This window comes from Enterobacter cloacae complex sp. P42RS, assembly GCF_014930595.1.
In the GTDB taxonomy this organism is placed as follows: Bacteria; Pseudomonadota; Gammaproteobacteria; order Enterobacterales; family Enterobacteriaceae; genus Enterobacter; species Enterobacter bugandensis.
The window spans coordinates 123,020-144,541 of sequence record NZ_JADBRK010000009.1 but is presented as its reverse complement, the minus strand read 5'-3'; the positions used below and the strand labels follow the sequence as shown (position 1 = coordinate 144,541).

At 54.8% G+C, this 21,522-nt stretch carries 18 protein-coding genes and 1 tRNA gene; 1 reads left to right on the top strand and 18 read right to left on the bottom strand.

Annotated elements, in window-relative coordinates; genetic code table 11:
- Nucleotides 1–2 precede the first annotated feature (2 nt).
- From IM314_RS13465 to mngA, 14 genes are all read right to left on the bottom strand, one after another.
- A tRNA-Lys gene (locus IM314_RS13465) sits at nt 3–75 on the bottom strand.
- Between the two features lie 161 nt (nt 76–236).
- On the bottom strand, nt 237–1,031 hold the full coding sequence (cpoB, locus tag IM314_RS13460; RefSeq protein ID WP_028012389.1) for a cell division protein CpoB: 795 nt from the start codon (nt 1,029–1,031) through the stop codon (nt 237–239).
- Nucleotides 1,032–1,040: 9 nt separating this feature from the next.
- Nucleotides 1,041–1,562, bottom strand: coding sequence for a peptidoglycan-associated lipoprotein Pal (pal, locus tag IM314_RS13455; RefSeq protein WP_003858578.1), 522 nt, complete (start codon nt 1,560–1,562; stop codon nt 1,041–1,043).
- A gap of 35 nt (nt 1,563–1,597) precedes the next feature.
- The gene (tolB, locus tag IM314_RS13450) at nt 1,598–2,890 is read right to left on the bottom strand and encodes a Tol-Pal system beta propeller repeat protein TolB (protein WP_013097529.1); all 1,293 of its coding nucleotides are present in this window, start codon (nt 2,888–2,890) and stop codon (nt 1,598–1,600) included.
- Nucleotides 2,891–3,024: 134 nt separating this feature from the next.
- Nucleotides 3,025–4,278 (bottom strand): cell envelope integrity protein TolA, encoded by a 1,254-nt coding sequence (gene tolA / locus IM314_RS13445; RefSeq protein WP_028012388.1) that lies wholly within the window; start codon nt 4,276–4,278, stop codon nt 3,025–3,027.
- Between the two features lie 28 nt (nt 4,279–4,306).
- A complete protein-coding gene (gene tolR / locus IM314_RS13440) occupies nt 4,307–4,735 on the bottom strand; it encodes a colicin uptake protein TolR (protein WP_003858589.1) in 429 nt (142 codons plus the stop codon).
- Between the two features lie 3 nt (nt 4,736–4,738).
- Nucleotides 4,739–5,431 (bottom strand): Tol-Pal system protein TolQ, encoded by a 693-nt coding sequence (gene tolQ, locus IM314_RS13435; RefSeq protein ID WP_008501101.1) that lies wholly within the window; start codon nt 5,429–5,431, stop codon nt 4,739–4,741.
- Nucleotides 5,428–5,832, bottom strand: coding sequence for a tol-pal system-associated acyl-CoA thioesterase (gene ybgC, locus IM314_RS13430; RefSeq protein WP_003858593.1), 405 nt, complete (start codon nt 5,830–5,832; stop codon nt 5,428–5,430). Before ybgC ends, tolQ begins: the two co-directional genes overlap by 4 nt.
- Nucleotides 5,833–5,980: 148 nt before the next feature.
- Complete coding sequence (gene ybgE / locus IM314_RS13425) at nt 5,981–6,271, bottom strand: cyd operon protein YbgE (RefSeq protein ID WP_008501100.1); 291 nt, start codon at nt 6,269–6,271, stop codon at nt 5,981–5,983.
- Complete coding sequence (cydX, locus tag IM314_RS13420) at nt 6,271–6,384, bottom strand: cytochrome bd-I oxidase subunit CydX (protein ID WP_003858598.1); 114 nt, start codon at nt 6,382–6,384, stop codon at nt 6,271–6,273. Before cydX ends, ybgE begins: the two co-directional genes overlap by 1 nt.
- A 14-nt stretch (nt 6,385–6,398) precedes the next feature.
- Nucleotides 6,399–7,538, bottom strand: coding sequence for a cytochrome d ubiquinol oxidase subunit II (gene cydB, locus IM314_RS13415; protein WP_028012386.1), 1,140 nt, complete (start codon nt 7,536–7,538; stop codon nt 6,399–6,401).
- 15 nt (nt 7,539–7,553) lie between these two features.
- Complete coding sequence (cydA, locus tag IM314_RS13410) at nt 7,554–9,122, bottom strand: cytochrome ubiquinol oxidase subunit I (protein WP_028012385.1); 1,569 nt, start codon at nt 9,120–9,122, stop codon at nt 7,554–7,556.
- A gap of 680 nt (nt 9,123–9,802) precedes the next feature.
- Complete coding sequence (mngB, locus tag IM314_RS13405) at nt 9,803–12,433, bottom strand: mannosylglycerate hydrolase (protein ID WP_193359067.1); 2,631 nt, start codon at nt 12,431–12,433, stop codon at nt 9,803–9,805.
- Nucleotides 12,434–12,457: 24 nt separating this feature from the next.
- The gene (gene mngA / locus IM314_RS13400) at nt 12,458–14,374 is read right to left on the bottom strand and encodes a PTS 2-O-a-mannosyl-D-glycerate transporter subunit IIABC (RefSeq protein WP_193359066.1); all 1,917 of its coding nucleotides are present in this window, start codon (nt 14,372–14,374) and stop codon (nt 12,458–12,460) included.
- 170 nt (nt 14,375–14,544) lie between these two features.
- On the opposite strand from mngA, the gene IM314_RS13395 reads away from it, so the two are divergent.
- Nucleotides 14,545–15,261 carry a GntR family transcriptional regulator gene (locus IM314_RS13395; protein WP_153656207.1) on the top strand — a complete coding sequence of 239 codons (717 nt, stop codon included), beginning with the start codon at nt 14,545–14,547 and terminating at the stop codon, nt 15,259–15,261.
- Between the two features lie 83 nt (nt 15,262–15,344).
- Here the strand turns inward: IM314_RS13395 and sucD are convergent, their stop codons facing one another.
- From sucD to sucA, 4 genes are all read right to left on the bottom strand, one after another.
- A complete protein-coding gene (gene sucD / locus IM314_RS13390; protein ID WP_008501094.1) occupies nt 15,345–16,214 on the bottom strand; it encodes a succinate--CoA ligase subunit alpha in 870 nt (289 codons plus the stop codon).
- The gene (sucC, locus tag IM314_RS13385) at nt 16,214–17,380 is read right to left on the bottom strand and encodes an ADP-forming succinate--CoA ligase subunit beta (protein ID WP_006809579.1); all 1,167 of its coding nucleotides are present in this window, start codon (nt 17,378–17,380) and stop codon (nt 16,214–16,216) included. Before sucC ends, sucD begins: the two co-directional genes overlap by 1 nt.
- Before the next feature lie 95 nt (nt 17,381–17,475).
- Nucleotides 17,476–18,696: a 2-oxoglutarate dehydrogenase complex dihydrolipoyllysine-residue succinyltransferase gene (odhB, locus tag IM314_RS13380; protein WP_041910762.1), complete on the bottom strand. Its 1,221-nt coding sequence runs from the start codon at nt 18,694–18,696 to the stop codon at nt 17,476–17,478.
- A gap of 14 nt (nt 18,697–18,710) precedes the next feature.
- Entirely contained in the window at nt 18,711–21,518 is a 2,808-nt protein-coding gene (gene sucA / locus IM314_RS13375) for a 2-oxoglutarate dehydrogenase E1 component (RefSeq protein WP_041910763.1), read from the bottom strand.
- Between the last annotated feature and the right edge of the window lie 4 nt (nt 21,519–21,522).

Here is a 21,522-nt window from a genome sequence, read left to right as displayed (position 1 = left end):
GGTGGGTCGTGCAGGATTCGAACCTGCGACCAATTGATTAAAAGTCAACTGCTCTACCAACTGAGCTAACGACCCACTTTTATGCTGCTTTCACGTTGTTTGATATCCCGTGGCAACGGCGGCATATATTACTGATTTAAGAATTCTGCGCAACAAAAATTTCGATGAAGATCACTTAACTGCTTAGTAATCATGCTGCACGACCAGAAATAACGCGATTTCTGGTCATGCGATAATCATCCCATCGAATTCAGGCGTTTTTGCGCCTGCTTAGCACCTTCGGTGCCGGGGAATTTTGCGACCACCTGCTGATACACCGCTTTGGCTTTCGCCGTGTCGCCTTTGTCCTGCATGATCACGCCAACCTTAAACATCGCATCTGGCGCTTTCGGCGATTTCGGGTAATTTTTTACCACGGAGGCAAAATAAAACGCCGCATCGTCCTTTTTACCCTTGTTGTAATTCAACTGACCGAGCCAGTAATTCGCATTTGGCTGATAGGTTGAGTCAGGGTATTTCTTGATAAAGTTCTGAAACGCAGCGAGCGCGTCATCCTGACGAGATTTATCCTGCACCAGGGCAATGGCCGCATTGTAATCCGTATTCGCGTCACCGCTCTGTACAGGCGCTCCTGTTGAGGCTGAAGCATCAGCAGACGGCGCAGGCGCTGAGGTTGCCGCGCCGCTTTGATCGCCCGCTGCGGGTTGTGCTGCTGCACCGCCGCTGCTCAGGCTATCTATCTGCAATAAAATTTGCTTCTGACGTTCCACAACCTGGTTAAGCTGATACTGACTTTCCTGAATCTGACCACGGAGAGAGTCAATATCGTTTTGGTTATCGGAAAGTTGCTGCTGGAGTTGGGTTAAAAGCTGACTGTGAGCGTTAGAAATACGCTCGAGCTGAGTGACCCGGTCTTCTACCGAGCCTGAGCCGACACTACTGATTGGTGCCTGAGCAAAAGCGGCCCAGGGGGCCGCTATTCCAACCAGTAACGACAGACTCAACAGATGATGTCTGAAGTTACTGCTCATGCAATTCTCTTAGTAAACCAGTACGGCACGACGGTTTTTGGAGTAAGCCGCTTCGTCGTGACCCAGTACTGCAGGTTTTTCTTTACCGTAAGAAACGATGGAGATCTGGTCAGCAGAAACGCCTTTACCCTGCAGGTACATCTTAACGGCGTTAGCACGACGTTCACCCAGGGAGATGTTGTACTCTGGAGTACCACGTTCGTCCGCGTGACCTTCTACGGTGACTTTGTAAGATGGGTTGCTACGCAGGAAGTTAGCGTGAGCATCCAGCATCGCAGCGAAGTCAGAACGGATGTCGTATTTATCCAGATCGAAGTAAACGATGTTGTTCTGCTGCAGCTGCTGCATCTGAAGACGCGCTTGCTCTTCAGAAGACATGTTGCCATTGCCGTTCGCGTCCATACCGGTACCGGCACCCATCATGCCTTCGCCGCTCTGGTCATTGCTGGCGTTCTTGTTAGAAGAACACGCTGCGATTGCCATTACAGGCAGAGCGATCATCAGCCCCTTCAGCACTTTGTTCAGTTGCATTTCTATGATTCCTTTAGTAATCAATTAATTATTATTTACAGATACGGCGACCAGGCAGGTGATTTTACCTGTCCATCAGTGGCCGGAATACGCGCTTTGAAACGCCCATCTGTAGAAACCAGATTCAGCACAGATCCCATCCCCTGAGAAGAGCTGTAGATTACCATAGTGCCGTTAGGTGCCAGACTTGGCGTTTCATCCAGGAACGTTGACGACAGAACTTGAACGCCACCCGCTACCAGATCTTGTTTGGCAATGTGCTGCTGCCCACCGTTGGAGCTGACCATTACCATGAATTTACCGTCGCTGCTCACGTCTGCGTTCTGGTTCTGAGAGCCTTCCCAGGTGATACGCTGCGGAGCACCGCCGTTAATGTTCACTTTATAGATTTGTGGACGGCCTGCCTGGTCAGAGGTAAACGCCAGGTTTTGGCTGTCCGGGAACCATGATGGTTCAGTATTGTTGCTGCGACCGTCGGTCACCTGACGGATCTGGCCAGAGCCAATGTCCATCACGTACAGGTTCAGGCTACCGGTTTTAGAAAGCGCAAACGCCAGTTTAGACCCATCTGGTGAGAAGGAAGGCGCACCGTTGTGACGTGGGAACGACGCTACCTGACGCACCGCACCGTTAGCCAGCGTCTGGATAACCAGCGCAGAACGACCACTTTCGAAGGTCACATACGCCAGTTTAGACCCGTCCGGAGACCAGGCTGGAGACATTAGCGGCTGTGAAGAGCGTTTCACCAGGAACTGGTTGTAACCGTCGTAGTCAGATACGCGCAGCTCGTACGGGAACTGACCGCCGTTGGTCTGTACCACATATGCGATACGGGTACGGAACGCACCTTTAATACCGGTCAGCTTTTCGAATACCGCGTCGCTGGCCGCGTGTGCCGCGTAGCGCAGGTACTGTTTAGTGACCTTGTAAGAGTTCTGTGCCAGGACGGTACCCGGTGCACCGCCGGTATCCACCAGCTGCCAGGCCACGTTGTAAGAACCGTCCGGGTTAGGCGTAACCTGCCCCACCACCACGGCATCAATACCCAGCGCAGACCATGCAGCAGGCTGGACTTCCTGCGCACTGCCCGGCTGCTGCGGCAGACGAGAACGATCTAACGGGTTGAATTTACCGCTGTTACGCAGGTCAGCCGCCACGATGCCACCGGCATCTTCAGGTGCAGCGCCAGGACCGGCCCACTGGAACGGAACAACACCGATTGGGCGTGCCGAGTCCACCCCCTGGGTGATCTCGATACGTACTTCTGCGTGCAGGACTGCTGCCCACAGCATTAAAAAACTAAATGCTACACGTAATGCCTGCTTCATCATATCTCCCTTATCCGGGTAACCTTACCCACGATAATTTAGCAGAATGTTAACAAACTCAAATAGACAAAACTACCCGAACCCTGTGACTAAACCTGGTCTATTTTTCCCCGTTTGCACGGGGAAAATGTAACTTAAGGTTTGAAGTCCAGCGGCGCATTTTTGAAGACTTCGTAGACTGCCTGAGAAGGCGGTTTAGGCATCTTCGCCTGACGCGCTGCAGCCAGAGCCGCAGTACATAAAGCCGGGTCGCCACCTTCAGACTTAATATCAAGCAGCATGCCGTCCGGAGCCAGTTTTATACGCAGCGTACACGTTTTACCGGCATAGGAAGACGCATCATAGAACCGGCTTTCAATCGCCGATTTAATCTGCGCGGCATAGCCGTTGATTTCAGCCCCTGTCGCACCGTTACTCTTAGTGTTACCACTTCCGGTCGGCGCTGCGTTGTTTCCTTTCGCGCCACCGCCCGTTTTCGGTGCATTCTTACCGGAGCTTAAATCCCCCAGCAGATCGTCAACCCCTGCGGCGGCCGCGGCTTTTTCAGCGGCAGCAGCCTTTTTAGCAGCCGCTTTTTCAGCAGCTGCTTTCTTATCGGCAGCGGCCTTCTCAGCTGCAGCTTTTTTATCAGCAGCGGCTTTTTCAGCGGCGGCAGCTTTTTCGGCAGCAGCCTTCTCAGCCGCAGCGGCTTTCTTCGCAGCCTCGGCAGCCGCTTTCTTCTCTGCGTCCTGAGCGGCTTTCTTCGCGGCTTCGGCTTCAGCTTTCTTCTGTGCGTCAGCAGCGGCTTTCTTCGCGGCTTCCGCTTCGGCTTTCTTCTGGGCATCCGCAGCGGCTTTCTTCGCGGCTTCGGCCTCAGCTTTCTTCTGGGCATCGGCAGCCGCTTTCTTCGCCGCTTCTGCCGCTAATTTTGCCTGGGCATCAGCCTGCGCTTTGGCATCCGCTGCGGCTTTCGCTGCCGCCTCTTCCGCCTGCTTTTGCTGTTCCTGCGCTTTCTTCGCGGCCTCTTCGGCTTGCTTCTGCTGTTCCGCCTGCGCTTTCGCGGCTTCCTGCGCCTGCAAACGTTCTTTCTCAAGCTGCTTTAAACGCTCCTGCTCGGCGGCCTGCTTTTCACGCAGCTCTTCCGCCTGCTGTTGCGCCTGTTTTTCACGCTGCTCTTCAGCCCGTTTGGCACTCGCCTTCTGCTGTTGTTCGCGATTATAGTTTTGCACTACCGCACCGGGATCCACCATTACGGCGTCAATGGAAGACCCTCCACCGCCGCCTGCTGATGCATCAATATGCTCGTCGAACGAACTCCAGATCAGCGCTGCAAAAAGAATAACGTGCAGCACTGCGGAGACGATTATCGCTCGCTTAAGCTTGTCGTTCTGTTCGGTTGCCTTTGACACTATCGGTTCCCAAAAACTACGCGGATGATCAAATAGGTTGAGTCATTAAGCCAACTGACTTAACACCCGCACTATGTAGCAAGTTCAGCGCTTTAATAATTTCATCGTAGGGTACGTCTTTCGCGCCACCGATTAAGAAGACCGTTTTCGGATTTGACTCCAGGCGACGCTGCGCTTCGGCAATAACCTGCTCAGGTGGCAGCTGATCCATACGATCTTTTTCTACCACCACGCTGTACTGCCCTACGCCGGAAACTTCAATGATGACCGGAGGATCGTCATTGGTGCTCACCGCCTGTGATTCTGTCGCATCCGGCAGATCGACTTCCACACTCTGGGTAATGATGGGCGCTGTTGCCATGAAGATCAGCAGCAGTACCAGCAGAACGTCCAGCAGTGGCACGATATTGATTTCGGACTTGAGCTCGCGACGACCTCGTCCACGCGATCTGGCCATGGTTTACCCCTTGTTGCTCTCGGTGCTGGTAAACGCCTGACGGTGCAGAATCGCGGTGAACTCTTCCATAAAGTTGTCGTAGTTCAGTTCCAGTTTGTTCACGCGCTGGTTCAGACGGTTGTAAGCCATAACCGCCGGAATTGCCGCAAACAGACCGATAGCGGTCGCAATCAGTGCTTCAGCGATACCCGGTGCAACCATCTGCAACGTCGCCTGCTTCACCGCGCCCAGCGCGATAAAGGCGTGCATGATCCCCCACACGGTACCAAACAGACCGATATACGGGCTGATAGAACCCACGGTACCGAGGAAAGGAATGTGCGTTTCAAGATTTTCCAGCTCGCGGTTCATGGAGATACGCATCGCACGCGATGCCCCTTCCACGACGGCTTCCGGCGCATGATTGTTTGCCCGATGCAGACGAGCGAACTCTTTGAATCCGCTATAGAAAATTTGTTCGGAGCCGGTCAGGTTTTCACGGCGTCCCTGGCTCTCCTGATACAGGCGAGAAAGTTCAATACCCGACCAGAACTTATCTTCAAATGCTTCCGCTTCACGGCCAGCAGCATTGAGGATACGCGTTCTCTGGATGATGATGGCCCAGGATGCGATTGAAAAACCAATCAAAATCAACATGATAAGTTTAACCAGAAGGCTTGCCTTCAGGAACAAATCAAGGATATTCATGTCAGTCACTGCTTAAACTCCGCGACAATAGACTTAGGAAGCGCACGAGGCTTCATTATGGTTGGATCAACACAAACAATCAGTACTTCAGCTGAGTTCAGTACGGTGTTCTCTGCGTTGACTATCCGCTGCGTGAAAACCAGTGAGGTCCCGCGCATTGATGTAATTTCAGTTTGGACTTCGAGCATATCGTCGAGTCTGGCAGGCGCAAAATACTCAAGCGTCATCTTGCGTACCACGAAGGCAACTCGCTCAGCCAACAGCACCTGTTGACTAAAGTGATGATGGCGCAGCATCTCTGTGCGTGCCCGTTCATAAAAAGCAACGTAGCTGGCGTGGTAAACCACACCACCGGCATCGGTATCTTCGTAATAGACACGAACCGGCCATCGAAACAGCGTTGTATTCACTTTACATCCCAGTAATGCAACAAAAGTTAGAGCTTTTAAACTTCGCTACTATACGCGCGGGAAAGATGGTTTGGAATGGGGGAAAGTAAACGGAGAGTAAATTTTTATGGGCTCGGGTAAGCCCATAACGTTAACGGACATTTCTTATTCAGAAGAAGAAGAAAATCAAACCGGCGAGAAGCACCAGATCGGCAATCAGCGGGCAAAAAATTCCCTGCCAGTGAACGGCTTTCGGACGAAAGCCCACGCCGTGGATCACCCCGGCACACACTGCCCACATGATGAGGAAGCCGTGCCAAATCTCAAGCTCGCTGGTCTTTGCCGCAAAGCGCGACGGGTCCCAGAAGATACAGCCTGCCAGCAGTAATGCCATCACTAAAGAAAGCGCCCGTAACGGGCGCTTATCCATTACCGCGTAAAGCTTCGCGATAATATTCATCAGTGTTTTTCTTCACCCGCTTTGGTCGCTTCGACGTGCTCAAGCGCCAGGGCAGTGATGACACCAAAAGCACAGGCAAGAAGCGTCCCTAAAATCCATGCGAAATACCACATATTCAGCTCCTTACTTAGTACATAGAGTGGGTGTTGCTTTCGATATGTTCTTTGGTGATACGACCGAACATTTTCCAGTAACACCAGATGGTGTAGGCCAGAACAATCGGAACGAACACGCAAGCAACGTAAGTCATTAAGTTCAGCGTCATATGGCTGGAGGTTGCATCCCACATGGTCAGGCTAGCATTCAGCATGGTGCTGGATGGCATGACGAATGGGAACATGGCAATACCCGCCGTCAGGATGATGCACGCCAGCGTCAGTGAAGAGAACACGAACGCCAGAGCACCTTTCTCCAGACGAGACGTCAGCACGGTCAGCAGCGGCAGCAGCACGCCCAGAGCCGGGATCGCCCACAGCGCAGGGGTATTGTTGAAGTTCACCAGCCATGCACCAGCCTGACGCGCCACTTCTTTGGTCAGAGGGTTAGACGGTGCCGAGTGGTTAATCGCAGACGTCACCACGTAGCCATCAATACCGTACACCACCCACACGCCTGCCAGAGCGAAGCAAACCAGCGTCACCAGTGCCGCCACCTGAGCAGTAGCACGGGAACGCAGGTGCAGTTCACCCACAGTACGCATCTGCAGGTAAGTTGCGCCCTGAGTGATGATCATCGCCACGCTCACCACACCGGCCAGCAGGCCAAACGGATTCAGCAACTGGAAGAAGTTACCGGTGTAGTAAAGACGCATGTATTCATCGAGGTGGAACGGTACGCCCTGCAGCAGGTTACCGAATGCCACGCCAATCACCAGCGGTGGAACGAAGCTACCAATGAAGATGCCCCAGTCCCACATGTTGCGCCAGCGGGTATCTTCAATCTTGGAACGGTAGTCGAAACCGACCGGACGGAAGAATAAAGAGGCCAGCACCAGAATCATCGCCACATAGAAGCCGGAGAACGCAGCCGCGTAGACCATCGGCCAGGCAGCGAACAGCGCGCCGCCTGCGGTGATCAGCCACACCTGGTTACCGTCCCAGTGAGGGGCGATGGAGTTAATCATGATTCGACGCTCGGTGTCATTACGACCGAGGAAACGGGTGAGCATCCCCACCCCCATGTCGAAACCATCCGTGACGGCGAAACCGATCAGCAGAACGCCAACCAGCAGCCACCAGATAAAACGCAATACTTCATAATCGATCATTTGATGACTCCTGTCTTAGCGTGCCGGCTGAGTAGTCACAGTGGACTGCTCGTAGTGATAGCGACCGGTTTTCAGGCTGCTTGGGCCAAGGCGCGCGAACTTGAACATCAGGAACAGTTCAGCCACCAGGAACAGGGTGTACAGACCACAGATCAGCAGCATGGAGAAGATCAGGTCGCCTGCCGTCAGGGAAGAGTTCGCTACCGCCGTTGGCAGTACCTCACCAATCGCCCATGGCTGACGGCCATACTCCGCTACAAACCAGCCGGATTCAATCGCGATCCACGGCAGTGGAATACCGTACAGCGCGGTGCGCAGCAGCCATTTTTTCTCGCCGATGCGGTTACGAATCACGGACCAGAAGGACGCCGCAATGATCAGCAGCATGATGATGCCGCAGCCCACCATGATACGGAATGCGAAGTACAGTGGCGCAACGCGTGGAATCGAGTCTTTGGTCGCCATCTGAATCTGTGCTTCCGTCGCATCAGAAACGTTCGGGGTATAACGTTTCAGCAACAAACCGTAGCCCAGGTCTTTCTTCACGTCGTTAAATTGATCGCGAACGGCCTGATCGGTAGAGCCGGCACGCAGCTGTTCCAGCAGCGAGTAAGCCTTCATACCGTTACGGATACGCTCTTCGTGCTGAACCATCAGCTCCTTCAGACCCGTTACCTGCTTATCGACAGAACGGGTTGCGATGATACCCAGCGCGTAAGGAATTTGGATGGCGAAGCGGTTTTCCTGCGCGTCCTGATCGGGAATACCGAACAGCGTAAAGGCAGCAGGTGCCGGCTGGGTTTCCCATTCGGCTTCGATAGCGGCCAGTTTGGTTTTCTGCACGTCACCCATTTCGTAACCGGATTCATCACCCAGAACGATAACGGAGAGGATTGCAGCCATACCGAAGCTTGCAGCGATAGCAAAGGAGCGCTTGGCAAACGCGAAGTCACGACCGCGCAGCATATAGTAGGAGCTGATACCCAACACGAACATCGCGCCGCACACGTAGCCAGATGCCACGGTGTGAACAAATTTAACCTGAGCAACCGGGTTCAGGACCAGCTCGGCAAAGCTGACCATCTCCATACGCATGGTTTCGAAGTTGAAGTCAGACGCGATCGGGTTCTGCATCCAGCCGTTCGCCACCAGGATCCACAGCGCGGACAGGTTCGAACCTAATGCCACCAGCCAGGTTACGGCCATGTGCTGGACTTTACCCAGACGGTCCCAACCGAAGAAGAACAGACCTACAAAGGTGGATTCGAGGAAGAAGGCCATCAGACCTTCAATGGCCAGCGGCGCACCGAAGATATCCCCTACATAGTGGGAATAGTAAGACCAGTTAGTCCCGAACTGAAACTCCATGGTCAAACCGGTTGCCACGCCCAGCGCGAAGTTGATACCGAACAACTTGCCCCAGAACTTGGTCATATCTTTATAAATCTGTTTGCCGGAGAGGACGTAAACCGTTTCCATAATTGCCAGCAGGAACGCCATACCGAGCGTCAGCGGCACAAACAGGAAGTGGTACATCGCGGTCAAGGCAAACTGTAAGCGCGACAGTTCGACTACGTCTAACATTATGACTCCTTGCTCATCGCATGAAGACTCCGAGAGTGAACCCCGTCAGAAAGAGATTCACACGCATGCCCCAATACAAATTATTCGCATCCTGGTCGTCGTTATTACCCTGGAGAAGGATAAAAACGATGACGACAGGTTACAAATAGGTTAATAAAAAACTCAAATTGATCCCGCAAATATAATACGCTGCAAAACCCTTACAATAAACAGGTTTTTATTGAATCACATTTACGTTTTTCGACGGCGATCAATTTATAGCAAAATTACCACTTTTCGGCCATTTTGATCGGGGACAATTTAGCGCTTTTCGGCATCTTTTTCCAAGCATTAAACTTTGATTTAAATCAAAAACCGGTCTTGATGTTAATCATGTTTAGCTGCGGTAAGAATGGTAAAAACCATGTTAATGATATGTGCATGCAAAGATGCGATTGGTTATCGAAGACCAAAAAAAATATAAACAGAAGTGATTTTAATTAACGCGAGAGAAAAATGCCCTGTCGAAGCGGGACAAACAATAAGCGTAGCTGGGCCAGTTTATTTTTCCATTCTGTTTTTGCAACTCTTAGAAATTACATTTAATTTACTTTTATTATCCCGGAAGTTAACACCGAAGCGTGACTATTTAATGGAAAAAGGCCGCAAACTCTGCGGCCTTTTGATCGTGTCAGCGGTTTTCAGGCAAGAAGGATGCTGAAGGTTCGTGACTGTCCCGGTCTGAACGCCCCGACGATGCCCTCTTCTTCACGATTGTCTATTATCCGTTCATTCAAGTCCGTTTCGCAGCACCGTTTCACGGTCGGATCCACGGATAACGTCGCGTCACATGCGCTGGACTCGGAAGGGTTGAACAGACGAAGAATGAGCTCGTCTCGATCTTCAGCCTTTTTGAGCGTACTGAGCACGCATCCCGTGGGCGAAAGCGCCAGCAGGCTGTAACTTTCCGGCGTGGTAAACGACGAGCGATTGAGCTTCATCGCGTCCCAGGGAATTTTGTTATAGCACTGCACAGGCGTTAACCACGATTTAGCCTGCTGCGCGACGCCCGCGTTTTCCGGCGTTCCACTGAAGCTGAAGAGGCTAAAGCGACAGCTTAACGAACCGCGCACCTGGGAGTCAGGAACAGGCATTTTGATTCCTGAAGGCCTACCGGGGCGCAACAGCAAATCTTCTTTGCCGAGTAACCCCACGCCGCGCAGCAGGGTCAGGGCAAAGGCTTTTTTATCCTCGCCTACTACTTCAAACTCGCGCAGTCCTTCGGTGAACAGCGCAAGCCCGTTTCGTTTTTCCTGCAGGACGGCATAGTTGAGTAAATTCCAGACGGGAACCGGCGCTTCTTTCCACCCCTCCTCCTGCCAGTTTTCCATCGCCGCATCCTGCACCGGACGAGTGAGGGTGCCAAACTGCGTATCCGCTAACACGCCCTGGGTTGTAAACGGCGTATGGATCAGCACGCGAACGCGGTGGTCGTCAGCCTGATTATCCAGACGCACCGCCACATCAATACATCTGCTGTGGTGGCTAAGCGTGATTTCAACCTCAGCGCCGAGAGACCCGTTTCGCTGACCCGCCGCGCGTTCGGCCAGATTAGCCGGTACCGCGATCTGATGGCGAATCACCGCCCTGCTCTGCCAGCCTTCGTGTATAACCTCGACCTGATGCTCGCCCTGCGCTGAAGTGAGTCTCCACTCTTCCCGCGAAGGTGAGTAGTCGTACTCATCGCCATCATCCGAACTCTCTTCGATTTCCAGCACCCGGTCATAAATCAGCCCGGTTTCTTTGTCGCGCAGGCGCAGCGTACCGTCGTTATTTAAATCAATCTGCCAGAAGGCGTTTTCGAGCAAGGATTCGGTGTTTATCACCGGAGAGACCACCTTTCCGGTCACGTTTGGCTCGATAAACAGCGTACGGTAGCCCATCGACGGCAGTATCTGGCTGAGCTGAATATCAAACTCCATAAACGGCTCATAATTACCGTAATGGACAATTTGCCGGTCAATGAGACCAGGGTCCAGCTCGCGCGCGCTGCGAATGAAATACGGGATCTCGTTGCCTTTATCATCCAACAGACGGAACTGGCTGGCGCGCAGTCGAATCGTGGTGTTCATCACCTCTTCACGCGGCCAGGGCATCAGGTTGAACATCACCAGTTTGTCGGCGTCGCTTTGCGGCATGTTGTCGACAATCTTGCGCATATAGAAACGCACCAGGTTATCTGCCATGTCTTCAGCCAGTTCAAAACGAGAGACAATCTCACGATGCACCTTGTCGCTGCAGCAGCAGCCGATGCTGTCGTGAGCGTGGTTTTTAAGGATCTCTTTCCACATCTTCTCCAGCAGGCCGTGGTGATAATCGAAGCCCAGCGTCCATGCAAGCGTCGCCAGCGGTTCGAGGATGTTGACAATTTTGTTCTCAATACGCGCATGGGCAATTTTGATATCCATACGCGTGGAGCCGATTGTCCGGTGCACGCGCATGTATTTCCCGTCGATAAACTCCCCTTTCAGGGTCGCCAGTTCATCGCGGCGTGCCTCAATGTGGTCAAACACCTCTTCAAAGCGGCTCATTACAAATTGACGCTGCGGATAGATTTCACGCAGCTTATCCATCACGGAGAAAATGTTCTGCTGCAGCGGCATCTGATCGTGACCGTTAGGCAGCAAAATCTCTTTGGTGACGGAGGCCTTTTCCAGAACGTCGAAATAGCTGTCGAGCCGTTTTCGCAGCCCGGCTTCGTCCTCCGGTAAGTACTTACCAATCGCGTAGCCCAGCGGCAGCACCTGCGCCGTGACTTCACTGCCGTCCTGGCTCTGCCAGAGAAATTCGGTTTTATCGGTCCCGTGTCGTTCCGAGCAGCCGCGCCAGAACATCGTCCGGGTAATGCCAAATCCGTTATAGATATGCGGAAGCTGGCCGGACATACCAAACGAATCCGGCAGATAGCCGATCTTCATCGGCTCGCCGAACACCATACAGTCCCGGATGCCGTACATCAGGTTGCGGACAATCGACTCGCCGCTGACAATCGTGGTATCGGTCTGGGTATACCAGGGGCCGATAATCAGTTTTCCGCGCTCCACAAGCGCCTTTACCCGCGCGCGGTTTTCGGGCACGACGGCAAAATAATCTTCCAGCACCGCCGTCTGGCCATCAAGGACGTAATATTTATACTCGTCGTCCTGCTCCAGACGGGTCAGGATCTCTTTCATATTATTGACCAGAAGAATGCGCGACTCTTCAGTGGTGAAGTACCACTCACGGTCCCAGTGCATATGCGGCGTGATATGAACGCGAGATACAGCTTTCATCTTCGTTTCCTGTTTTGTGAGTTTTTACGGTATGGCGTCTTCTGTGAGGTATTTGCCCTTTTTTACCGCCTGACGTCGCCAGAGCAGCAGAACAAACGTGGAGACAGCGGTCCCCGCCAGCGCCGCGCCAAACCAGCCCGCCGCCGCAACCACACCGCCCAACCCGGCATCGTGAAGTAAAAAGAGAGAGAAAATCCCGGCCCCCGGGGTAGACAACCCGATCCCCATCGCACCGACAGCCGCGCCTGTCACCATGGATCCAAGTACAAATGAGCCAATGACGCGAAGCGGATCTTCAATCGCCATCGGGATCGCCCCTTCGGTAATGCCCGCCAGGCCGAGCAGCCACGTTGATTTACCGGTTTCAATTTCAAATGGTTTAAACAGCTTCGGCGCCAGCATCGTCGACGCCGTGACGGTGAAGGCTGAGACCATTTTGACGGAGGCAAAGATTGCGTAAGGACCATAAACGCCGTTCGCCATCGCCCCCAGGCAAAACGCGTAAGAGGCTTTGTTGACCGGGCCACCCAAATCGAATGAGCACATAAACCCGAGGATTGCCCCCAGAAGCAGCGCATTCGCGCCGGAGAGACCGTTAAGCCAGACAGTGAGCGTGTTATTGAGCCAGGCCACCGGTTCGCCAATCACAAACAGCATCAGGCTGCCCGCGCCCAGCACGCCAATCACCGGATAGAGATAAAAGGTCAGAAAGCCGTTATAGCGGCTACTGAGCCGAATGTGGTTTTTCACCCAGCGCATCAGATAGCCCGCGATCAGCCCACCGACGATAGCGCCCAGAAAACCGGAGCCGATCATATTGGCAGCAAGACCGGCCGCAAAACCCGGCGTCAGCGCAGGTTTATCCGCCAGCGAATACGCGGTATAGGCCGCCAGAACAGGTACCATCAGAATGCCGAGCATGCCGCCGCCAAGCTTGCGGTACATCCACAGCCACGAGTTTTCCTGGTCAAACAGGTGCTGCAGACCCAGGATTTGCGCCAGCAGTACCGACACGGCCAGCACCGTACCGCCAGCGACGATCAGCGGCACCGCAAAAGAGATACCGCTGAGAAGTGCCTGCTTGAGTTCAGTTTTAACGCTCTTTTTCGTTTCGGTATCGACATGCGCAGGACGCGCATCGGATGCAGGCTGCAGCGCCAGCGCGCGCTCAATAAGCGCTTCAGCATGGCGCAGAGGCTCCGCGACGGGCACGGAAATGGTGGGGATCCCCTGAAAACGCTCGTTCTCTTTGATCGCCACTTCCGCCGCAAAGATGCACGCTTTGGCCTCCTGCAACTGCTGCGCGGTGATGCGCCCCTCAATGCCGTTCGCCCCCTGCTTTTCGACCACCACGTTGACGCCCAGCTTACGTCCCGCTTTTTCCAGGTACTCAGCTGCCATATAGGTATGGGCAATCCCGGCCGGACAGGCGGTGACGCAGATGACGGTTGGTGCATTCACCAATGTGGCAACCTCGTCTTCCTGCGAGACACCGTTCAGCGCATCAAGCAGATCCTCCGCCGTCGCTGCAGCCATAACGCGTTCCCGGAGTGCGTCATCTGCCAGGCGAGACGTCAGCGCCGTCAGCACCTGGATATGCGTGGATCCCGCTTCAGCAGGTGGGATAGCAAGCAGGACGATTAGCTCAACGTTTTCAGGGCCGTCTACCCCCTCCCACTCCAGCGGTTCGCACAGCGTAGCAACCGTAAAAGCCGCTTCGCTCACCACGCTCGATTTACCATGCGGGACAGCCAGCCCTTCTCCCAGTGCGGTTGGCCCCTGAGATTCACGACGGTAGACCTCCGCCAGAAAAGCATCGCCATCGGTAATTTTGCCCAGCGCCACCAGCCGCATCGTAAGCTGGCGAATGGCCTCATCACGGCTGGCATAGTGCGCCTGCACGCAGACAGCACTGGAGTGGGTCAGAGTCGTCAGGTTCATAAGATCCTCACACCTAAGTTGTTATTGTCTGGCGGCAATTGTGGCAGGCAACACAATACATTTATGTGATCATTTTCACTAACAGTGCAAATTTGTATTTAAATTGTATTATTTACAAATTTTAAGCTGAAGGCATAATTCCGTGAAAAGGTATTAGAAAGGCAGGTTCTATGGGTAACAAACCGATGTACCGGCAGATAGCCGATGCGCTTCGCGAGAAAATCAATGCGGGTGAGTTAAAACCCGGCGATGCGTTACCGACGGAATCCAGCCTTCAGGAGGCGTTCAACGTTAGCCGTGTAACGGTGAGACAGGCGCTGAAGCTGCTTACAGAAGAGCAGATCGTCGAGAGCATTCAGGGCAGCGGTACCTACGTAAAAGAAGAACGCGTTAACTACGACATTTACCAGCTCACGGGCTTTTACGAAAAGCTGGCGGACCGAAACGTCGATACGCACAGCGACGTCAGCGTCTTCGAAGTGGTGAAAGCCGATGAGAGGCTCGCAGCAAAACTGGCGATCAGCCCGGACGATAAAGTCTGGCACGTTAAGCGCGTGCGTTTCATCAAGCAGAAGCCGGTGAACCTGGAGGAGACATGGATGCCGCTGGCCATGTTTCCCGACCTCACCTGGGAAGTGATGGAGAATTCGAAATATCACTACGTTGAGCAGATCAAAAAGCTGGTTATCGATCGCAGCGAGCAGGAGCTGATGCCGATCATGCCGTCAGAGGAGGCGATCGCCGCGCTGTCGCTCGATCCGGCAAAGCCGATCCTGGAAAAAGTTTCCCGCGGGTTCCTGAAGGACGGACGGGTGTTTGAATACAGCCGCAACGTGTTCAATACCGACGACTACAAGTTCACTCTCGTCGCCAGACGCAGGCAATAAAAAAGGCCGCTTTACAGCGGCCAACCATGTCGAAACGGACATTTTTATACTTCATCGCTCCCCGTTCGGGGAGCAGAGAGGACTTACTTAATGATGGATTTCAGTGCTTCGCCGATATCCGCCAGGCTGCGAACGGTCTTCACGCCTGCGGCTTCCAGCGCAGCAAACTTCTCATCAGCCGTACCTTTACCGCCGGCGATGATCGCGCCCGCGTGGCCCATACGCTTGCCTTTCGGCGCGGTCACGCCCGCGATGTAACCGACAACAGGCTTGGTTACGTGCTCTTTGATATAAGCAGCCGCTTCTTCTTCCGCGCTACCGCCGATCTCGCCGATCATCACGATCGCTTCGGTCTGCGGATCTTCCTGGAACAGCTTCAGGATGTCGATGAAGTTAGATCCCGGGATTGGGTCACCGCCGATGCCCACGCAGGTGGACTGGCCAAAGCCGTAGTCGGTGGTCTGCTTAACCGCTTCATAGGTCAGGGTACCGGAACGGGAAACGATGCCCACTTTGCCCGGCTTGTGAATGTGGCCAGGCATGATGCCGATTTTGCATTCGCCCGGAGTGATCACGCCTGGGCAGTTCGGGCCGATCATGCGCACGCCTGCTTCGTCCAGCTTCACCTTCACGGTCAGCATATCCAGGGTCGGGATGCCTTCGGTGATGGTGATGATCAGCTTGATGCCTGCGTCGATCGCTTCCAGAATGGAGTCTTTGCAGAACGGTGCCGGAACGTAGATCACGGTCGCGGTTGCGCCCGTCGCTTCTACCGCTTCACGCACGGTGTTGAACACCGGCAGGCCCAGGTGCGTGGTGCCGCCTTTACCTGGCGTTACGCCGCCAACCATCTGCGTGCCGTAGGCAATCGCCTGTTCGGAGTGGAAAGTCCCCTGGCTACCGGTGAAGCCCTGGCAGATAACCTTGGTATCTTTATTAATTAAAACTGACATTATTTCCCCTCCACTGCGGCAACAACCTGCTGAGCTGCATCCGTCAGACTTTTCGCTGCAATAATATTCAGGCCGCTGTCAGCCAGTTTTTTCGCGCCGAGTTCAGCGTTGTTACCTTCCAGACGCACAACCACCGGAACGTTAACACCCACTTCTTCTACCGCACCGATGATGCCGTCAGCAATCAGGTCGCAACGGACGATGCCGCCGAAGATGTTAACCAGTACCGCTTTAACGTTGTCGTCAGAGAGGATGATTTTGAACGCTTCGGTTACGCGCTCTTTGGTTGCGCCACCGCCCACGTCAAGGAAGTTCGCCGGCTCACCGCCGTGCAGCTTAACGATGTCCATGGTGCCCATCGCCAGGCCCGCACCGTTAACCATGCAGCCGATGTTGCCATCCAGCGCCACGTAGTTCAGCTCCCACTGAGCAGCCTGTGCTTCACGCGGATCTTCCTGAGACTGGTCGCGCATTTCGCGCAGATCCGGCTGGCGGAACAGCGCGTTGCCGTCAGCGCCCAGCTTGCCGTCGAGGCAGATCAGGTCGCCCTGGGTGGTGATCACCAGCGGGTTGATCTCGATCAGCGCCAGATCGCGCTCAAGGAAGATAGTCGCCAGGCCCATGAAGATCTTGGTGAACTGCTGAACCAGCTTGCCTTCCAGACCCAGCTTAAACGCCAGCTCGCGACCCTGATAAGGCATTGGGCCCGCCAGCGGATCGATAGCCACTTTGTGGATCAGGTGCGGGGTCTCTTCCGCCACTTTTTCAATTTCCACGCCGCCTTCGGTAGACGCCATGAACACCACGCGACGGGAGCTACGGTCAACCACCGCGCCCAGGTACAGCTCTTTCGCGATGTCGGTCGCCGCTTCGACCAGGATCTGGTTAACCGGCTGGCCATTCGCATCTGTCTGGTAGGTCACCAGACGCTTGCCGAGCCAATGTTCAGCAAACGCACGAATCTCTTCTTTGCTCTTAACAACCTTCACACCGCCCGCTTTACCACGGCCACCAGCGTGAACCTGACATTTAACTACCCACGGGCCGGAACCGATTTTAGATGCGGCTTCTTCTGCTTCACGCGGGGTAGTACAGGCATAACCCACCGGAGCCGGTAAGCCATACCGGGCAAACAGCTGTTTGGCCTGATATTCATGTAAGTTCATGTGTTCTATCCATCCTTCAGGGTAATCGTTATCTTCAAACCTGTAGACCGGCGCAGCGTGTGCCGGTCCACGGGGCAGGTGATGCTAAATCGTTACTAGACGTCCAGCAGCAGACGCGTTGGATCTTCCAGCAGCTCTTTAATGGCTACCAGGAAGCCCACGGACTCGCGGCCGTCGATCAGGCGGTGGTCGTAAGAGAGCGCCAGGTACATCATCGGCAGGATCTCAACTTTACCGTCTACCGCCATCGGGCGATCTTTAATGGCATGCATACCCAGGATCGCGCTCTGCGGCGGGTTAATGATCGGGGTAGACATCAGCGAGCCGAATACGCCGCCGTTGGTAATGGTGAAGTTACCGCCGGTCAGGTCGTCTACGGTGAGCTTGCCGTCGCGGCCTTTCACGGCCAGCTCTTTAATGTTCTTCTCGATGTCAGCCATACCCAGGGTATCCACATCACGCAGAACCGGGGTCACCAGGCCGCGTGGGGTAGAAACCGCCATGCTGACGTCGAAGTAGTTGTGGTAAACCACGTCATCGCCATCGATAGACGCGTTCACTTCCGGGTAGCGTTTCAGCGCTTCAACCACCGCCTTCACGTAGAAGGACATAAAGCCCAGACGGATACCGTGACGTTTTTCAAACGCGTCACCGTACTGCTTACGCAGATCCATGATTGGCTTCATGTTCACTTCGTTGAAGGTGGTCAGCATCGCGGTGGAGTTTTTCGCTTCCAGCAGACGCTCGGCCACGCGCTTACGCAGGCGCGTCATCGGTACGCGTTTTTCGCTGCGGGCACCCAGAGCAGGCTGAGCTGCCGGCGCGGCCACAGGGGCTTTCGCTTCCGCCTGAGCAGGCGCTTTCGCCAGGTGCTTGTCGATGTCTTCGCGGGTCAGGCGACCGCCCACACCGGTGCCTTTGATGGCTGCCGGGTCAAGGCTGTGTTCAGCCAGCAGGCGACGGATCGCCGGGCTGAGGGCGTCGTTAGACTGTTCTTCCAGAGAAGCCTGCTGGCGCTGAGCCGGCGTAGAGGCTTTCTCTTCAGACTTCGCGCTGGACTCTTTGCCCGCGCTGTTGCCTTCACGCAGGCGCCCCAGGATCTGACGAGAGGTGACGGTGGTGCCTTCATCTTCCAGCACCGCGTCCAGAACGCCATCCGCCGAAGCCGGTACTTCCAGTACCACTTTGTCAGTTTCGATTTCTACCAGCACTTCATCGCGCTTAACGGCATCGCCTGGTTTTTTGTGCCAGGTAGCGACGGTCGCATCTGCTACGGATTCAGGCAGGTCGGGAACAAGAATATCTACGCTACTCATTATGTATCCTTTAATTAATCGACGTTCAGCGCGTCATTGACCAGATCTTGTTGCTGCTTCTGGTGAACGGACATATACCCTACCGCCGGAGAGGCGGAGGCCGGGCGACCTGCATAGCGCAGGGCTGACCCAAATGGAATCACTTCACGGAAATGATGCTGGCTGCAGTACCATGCGCCCTGGTTGAGCGGCTCTTCCTGGCACCAGACAAAATCATGTACGTGAGCGTACTGTTTCAGCACTTCCTGCATCGCCTGATGCGGGAACGGATAAAGCTGTTCGATACGCACGATGGCGACATCTTTCTGATCGTTCTTGCGGCGCTGTTCCAGCAGGTCGTAATAAACCTTACCAGAACACATCACCACACGCTTCACGGCCTGCGGATCCAGCTCGTCAATTTCACCGATGGCCGGCAGGAAGGTACCGTTCGCCAGCTCTTCCAGGCTGGAGACCGCCAGCGGATGACGCAGCAGGGATTTCGGCGACATCACCACCAGCGGACGGCGCATACCGCGCAGCGCCTGACGACGCAGCATGTGGTACACCTGAGCCGGGGTGGACGGCACGCAGACCTGCATGTTCTGCTCGGCGCAGAGCTGCAGATAACGTTCCAGACGCGCGGAGGAGTGCTCCGGACCCTGGCCTTCATAACCGTGCGGCAGGAGCATCACCAGGCCACACATGCGGCCCCACTTCTGCTCGCCGGAGGAGATGAACTGGTCGATAACGACCTGCGCACCGTTGGCGAAGTCGCCGAACTGCGCTTCCCAGATGGTCAGGGTGCGCGGTTCCGCAGTGGCGTAGCCGTATTCGAATGCCAGGACCGCTTCTTCAGACAGCACGGAGTCCCAGACCTTGAACTGGCCCTGACCGTTATGCACGTGCTGCAGCGGAGTGTAGGTTGAACCGTTAGACTGGTTGTGAACCACTGCGTGACGGTGGAAGAAGGTCCCACGGCCCGCATCTTCACCGGACAGACGAACAGGAATGCCTTCGTCAACCAGCGTTGCGTAGGCCAGCGTTTCCGCCCCGCCCCAGTCGAACAGCTTCTCGCCTGCCGCCATGGACTGACGGTCGGCGTAGATTTTCGCCACGCGAGACTGCATCTCGATAGCGTCCGGCACGGTGCTGATGCGTTTAGCCAGCTCCTGCAGGCGCTTCATCTCAACCTTGTTCGGGTAGCTCTCATCCCACTCGTGGTTGAGGTACGGCGACCAGGTAAAGGAGTGCATGTTCATCGGACGCAGCTCTTTCACCACGCATTCACCCGCGTCCAGCGCGTCGCGGTAGAGGTTGACCATTTCGGTCGCATCTTCCAGCGTCGCCACGTTGTCGCTTTCCAGCTTGTCAGCATAGATTTTGCGCGGGGTCGGGTGTTTTTTGATTTTCTGGTACATCAGCGGCTGGGTTGCACTTGGCTCATCCGCTTCGTTGTGGCCGTGACGGCGGTAGCAGAAGAGGTCAATGAACACATCGCGCTTAAAGGTATTACGGAAGTCCAGCGCCAGACGGGTAACGAAAGCAACGGCTTCCGGGTCATCCGCATTAACGTGGAAGATTGGCGCCTGTACCATCTTACCGATGTCGGTGCAGTACGGGGTAGAACGCGCATCCAGCGGGTTAGAGGTGGTGAAGCCCACCTGGTTGTTGATCACGATGCGAACGGTACCGCCCACTTCATAACCACGCGCTTTCGACATGTTCAGGGTTTCCTGAACCACGCCCTGCCCTGTGACCGCCGCATCACCGTGGATGGTGATTGGCAGCACTTTATTGCTGCTCGGCTCGTCCAGACGATCCAGACGCGCGCGCACGGAACCGATAACCACCGGGCTGACGATTTCCAGGTGTGACGGGTTAAACGCCAGCGCCAGGTGAACCAGACCGCCTTCGGTTTCGATATCCGACGAGAAGCCCATGTGGTACTTCACGTCACCGGTGCCGAGGTGTTCTTTGTGTTTGCCCGCGAATTCGTCGAACAGGTCCTGCGGTTTTTTACCCAGCACGTTGACCAGCACGTTCAGACGACCTCGGTGCGCCATGCCGAGCACCACTTCACGGGTGCCGCTCTTGCCTGCGTGGCGAATCAGCTCTTTCAGCATCGGCACCAGCGCGTCGCCGCCTTCCAGCGAGAAGCGTTTTGCGCCCGGGAACTTCGCGCCCAGATAGCGCTCAAGCCCTTCCGCTGCGGTCAGTTCGCTGAGGAAGCGTTTCTTCTCGTCGGCCGAGAAGGTCGCGTGGCCCGCTACGGATTCGATGCGCTGTTGGATCCAGCGTTTCTCTTCGGTAGAGGTAATGTGCATATATTCCGCGCCGATGGAGCCGCAGTAGGTTTGCTTGAGCGCGTCAATCAGATCGCCCAGCTTCATCGTGTCTTTGCCGATAGCAAAGGAACCTACGTTAAAGCTTTCCTGGAAATCGGCCTCGGTCAGATCGTGATACGCCGGATCGAGATCGGCCACACGTTCCTGCTGCCACAGTCCCAGCGGATCGAGATTCGCATGCTGGTGACCGCGGAAGCGATAAGCGTTGATAAGCTGCAGGACTTTAACCTGCTTCGCATTGGTGTCAGGGTCGGAAATCGCAGAAGAGTAACGTGAGGCATCCTTCGCCAGACGACGGAAATAATCACGTGTTTTGGAATGGAATTGATCCGGTTTGACCCCTGTACCAGGCAACTGCTGGAACATGGAACGCCAGTTTGCGTCCACTGAGTCAGGATCGGTTAAGAAGTCTTCATAGAGCTGTTCTATCCAGCTCTGGTTGGCACCAGAGAGGTAAGAAGAGTCCAGCCAGGCTTTCATTGCGCCGTTCTGCATCGTG